5 protein-coding genes are annotated in these 3,506 nt (G+C 62.9%); all 5 read left to right on the top strand.

Going from position 1 to position 3,506, the window contains the following annotated elements; all coding sequences use genetic code 11:
• Positions 1–1,391 (top strand): phosphomethylpyrimidine synthase ThiC (gene thiC / locus EN906_RS27145; RefSeq protein ID WP_127375500.1); only part of this gene is annotated, 1,391 nt, incomplete at its 5' end.
• Positions 1,388–2,389, top strand: a complete 1,002-nt coding sequence (gene thiO / locus EN906_RS27140) for a glycine oxidase ThiO (RefSeq protein WP_063169415.1) — start codon at positions 1,388–1,390, stop codon at positions 2,387–2,389. The genes thiC and thiO, both read left to right, overlap by 4 nt.
• The gene (gene thiS, locus EN906_RS27135) at positions 2,358–2,555 is read left to right on the top strand and encodes a sulfur carrier protein ThiS (RefSeq protein WP_024504260.1); all 198 of its coding nucleotides are present in this window, start codon (positions 2,358–2,360) and stop codon (positions 2,553–2,555) included. Before thiO ends, thiS begins: the two co-directional genes overlap by 32 nt.
• A 1-nt stretch (position 2,556) precedes the next feature.
• Positions 2,557–3,330 carry a thiazole synthase gene (locus EN906_RS27130; RefSeq protein ID WP_024504259.1) on the top strand — a complete coding sequence of 258 codons (774 nt, stop codon included), beginning with the start codon at positions 2,557–2,559 and terminating at the stop codon, positions 3,328–3,330.
• Positions 3,327–3,506, top strand: a 180-nt coding sequence (locus EN906_RS27125; protein WP_206529174.1) for a thiamine phosphate synthase, incomplete at its 3' end; no start/stop codon positions are given. The genes EN906_RS27130 and EN906_RS27125, both read left to right, overlap by 4 nt.

Here is a 3,506-nt window from a genome sequence, read left to right as displayed (position 1 = left end):
GCGAGGTGATGCGCGGCAAGCTGCAACGCGACGGCGAAGCCTTCGGCGCGGCGATCCCAGATTTCGTCACACCCGAATTCGTGCGCGACGAGGTGGCGCGCGGGCGCGCAATCATTCCCGCCAACATCAATCATCCCGAGAGCGAGCCGATGATCATCGGTCGCAATTTTCTGGTCAAGATCAACGCCAACATCGGTAACTCGGCTGTCACATCGTCGATGGCCGAAGAGGTCGAAAAAATGGTCTGGGCTATCCGCTGGGGCGCGGACACGGTGATGGACCTGTCGACCGGCCGCAACATCCACAACATCCGCGACTGGATCGTGCGCAATGCGCCGGTGCCGATCGGTACGGTGCCGCTCTATCAGGCGCTGGAAAAGGTCAACGGCATCGCCGAGGATCTGAACTGGGAGGTCTACCGCGACACGCTGATCGAGCAGGCCGAGCAAGGCGTCGACTATTTCACCATCCACGCCGGCGTGCGGCTGCACTACATCCCGCTGACCGTCGACCGGGTCACGGGCATCGTCTCGCGCGGCGGCTCGATCATGGCCAAATGGTGCCTGCACCATCACCGGGAGAGCTTCCTCTACGAGCATTTCGAGGAGATCTGCGACATCGCCAGAGCCTATGACGTCTCCTTCTCGCTCGGCGACGGCCTTCGTCCCGGTTCAATCGCCGATGCGAACGACGCGGCGCAATTCGCCGAACTGGAAACACTTGGAGAACTCACCAAGATTGCCTGGGCAAAGGACTGCCAGGTGATGATCGAAGGCCCGGGCCATGTCCCCATGCACAAGATCAAGCAGAACATGGACAAGCAGCTCGCAGTGTGCGGTGAGGCGCCGTTCTACACGTTGGGGCCGCTGACGACCGACATCGCGCCGGGCTATGACCACATCACCTCAGGGATAGGTGCCGCCATGATAGGCTGGTTCGGCACCGCAATGCTTTGCTACGTCACGCCGAAAGAGCATCTCGGCCTTCCCGACCGCAACGACGTCAAGATTGGCGTGATCACCTACAAGATAGCCGCCCATGCAGCCGATCTGGCGAAGGGCCATCCGGCAGCGAAAACCAGGGATGATGCCCTTTCGCGCGCGCGCTTCGAGTTCCGCTGGGAGGACCAGTTCAACCTGTCGCTCGACCCCGAAACCGCACGGTCCTTCCACGACCAGACCTTGCCCAAGGAGGCGCACAAGCTGGCACATTTTTGTTCGATGTGCGGGCCGAAATTCTGCTCCATGCGCATTTCCCACGACATCCGTGCCGAGGCCCAGAAGGAAGGCATGGCGGCAATGGCGGCAAAATACCGGGAGGGCGGCGATCTCTACATGCAGGCGGACGAGACTGGCGTACCGGTCGTGCCAGAGGCTCCCAAACCATCATGAGGGTGCTCGTCAAAGGGGCCGGCGTTGCCGGCCTCACCGTCGCTTTCGAACTCGCCGCCCGCGGCGCGACGGTCACCGTCGCCGAGATGCGGCATGGCCTTGGTGGCAACGCGTCGTGGTTCGCCGGCGGCATGCTGGCGCCATGGTGCGAGCGCGAAAGCGCGGAGCAGCCGGTGCTGGATCTCGGACGCGATGCTGCCGACTGGTGGGATGCGGTGCTGTCGGGTCAGGTGACACGGGCCGGGACATTGGTCGTGGCCGCGCCGCGTGATGCCGGTGAGCTTGACCGGTTCGCCAGTCGCACGTCAGGGCATCGGCGCGTCGATGAAAACGAAATTGCGCTCCTGGAACCCGACCTCGCCGGCCGCTTCCGGCGTGGATTGCTCTTCCCCGACGAGGCTCACCTCGACCCACGCCCGGCGATGGCGGCACTTCATGACAAGCTTGCGACCATGGGTGTCAAATTCCACTTCGGCTGCGACGCCCGGCCTGTTTCGGGATTCGCCCGTCAGATAGACTGCATGGGAATGGCAGCGGCCGATGACAGGCTGCGCGGTGTTCGCGGCGAAATGCTGATCCTTCGCACGCCTGATGTCTCGCTGTCGCGGCCGGTCCGTTTGCTTCATCCACGCTTTCCGCTTTATGCCGTGCCGCGCACCGATCACCGTTTCATGATCGGAGCGACGATGATTGAAAGCCAGAGCGCCGGACCGGTGACGGCGCGTTCCATGATGGAGCTGCTGGGCGCCGCCCATGCCCTCCATCCGGCCTTTGGTGAGGCCGAGATCGTTGAAACCGGTGTGGGTGTCCGTCCGGCATTTCCCGACAATTTGCCACGCGTCGAAACAGACGGTGAGATCATCGCGATCAACGGTCTTTATCGTCACGGTTTTCTCCTCGCCCCCGCCATGGCGCGCCAGGCTGCCGACCTGGTTTTCAGTCAAGACAGAACCAAGGAGCATGCTCATGAAACTGATGGTCAACGGCGAGGCGCGTGAGATTGCCGCCACCACGCTGGCCGAGTTGCTTGCCGCGCTCGACTATGAGGGCGATTGGCTCGCCACCGCCGTCAACAGCGACCTCGTGCACAAAGCCAACCGCGCGGAGTTCCAGTTGAGCGACGGCGACCGGATCGAAATCCTCTCGCCCATGCAGGGCGGCTAGCATGTTGGAGCTTTATGGAACCGAGCTTTCGTCGCGCCTGCTTCTCGGCACGGCTCAGTATCCTTCGCCGGCCATCCTTGCCGATGCAGTCAAGGCATCGGGCACGTCGGTGGTGACCGTCTCGTTGCGGCGTGAGATGGCGGGCGGTAGGGCCGGCGAACAATTCTGGTCGTTGATCCGCTCGCTGGGCGCCAGAACCCTGCCCAATACCGCCGGCTGCCTCTCCGTCAAGGAAGCCGTCACCACCGCGAAAATGGCGCGCGAGGTCTTCGGCACCAACTGGATCAAGCTCGAAGTGATCGGCAATCACGACACGCTACAGCCGGATGTGTTCGGTCTGGTTGAAGCCGCCCGCATCCTGTGCGAGGACGGCTTTGCGGTATTCCCCTATACCACCGACGATCTCGTTGTCGCCGAGCGGCTGCTGGAAGCGGGCTGCAAGGTCCTGATGCCGTGGTGCGCACCGATCGGTTCCGCCTTGGGACCGGTCAACATGACGGCGCTGCGCTCGATGCGCGGATATTTCCCTGGCGTCCCGCTGATTGTGGATGCGGGGCTCGGACGGCCGTCGCACGCGGCCACCGTCATGGAACTCGGCTTTGACGCCGTGCTCCTGAACACAGCGGTCGCCAAGGCGGCAGATCCGGTCGGCATGGCGCGTGCTTTCGGTAAGGCGGTCGACGCCGGTCGTGAGGCGTTCAGTTCGGGAATGCTCGAACCGCGCGACGTCGCCGTGCCATCGACACCGATGGTCGGCAGGGCCGTTTTTTCATGAAGCTCGATCCCTTCTACCTGATCGTCGACAGCGCCGCCTGGATCGAAAGGTTGGCGCCGCTCGGCGTCAAGCTGATTCAGCTTCGCATCAAAACCATGGATGAAACCGGGCTGCGCGCGGAGATCCGCAAGTCGAAGGCCTGGTGTGTCCAACACAAAAGCCAGCTCATCATCAAT

Source organism: Mesorhizobium sp. M7A.F.Ca.CA.004.06.1.1, from assembly GCF_003999135.1.
Classification (GTDB): Bacteria; Pseudomonadota; Alphaproteobacteria; order Rhizobiales; family Rhizobiaceae; genus Mesorhizobium.
The sequence above is the reverse complement of the archived record's forward strand: the minus strand, read 5'-3'. Positions and strand labels throughout refer to the sequence as shown.

What these genes read in the sequence shown, in the direction of transcription:
- thiO (WP_063169415.1), top strand. Translation starts at nt 1,388, where the DNA reads ATGAGGGTGCTCGTCAAAGGGGCCGGCGTTGCCGGCCTCACCGTCGCT.
- thiS (WP_024504260.1), top strand. Translation starts at nt 2,358, where the DNA reads ATGAAACTGATGGTCAACGGCGAGGCGCGTGAGATTGCCGCCACCACG.
- EN906_RS27130 (WP_024504259.1), top strand. Translation starts at nt 2,557, where the DNA reads ATGTTGGAGCTTTATGGAACCGAGCTTTCGTCGCGCCTGCTTCTCGGC.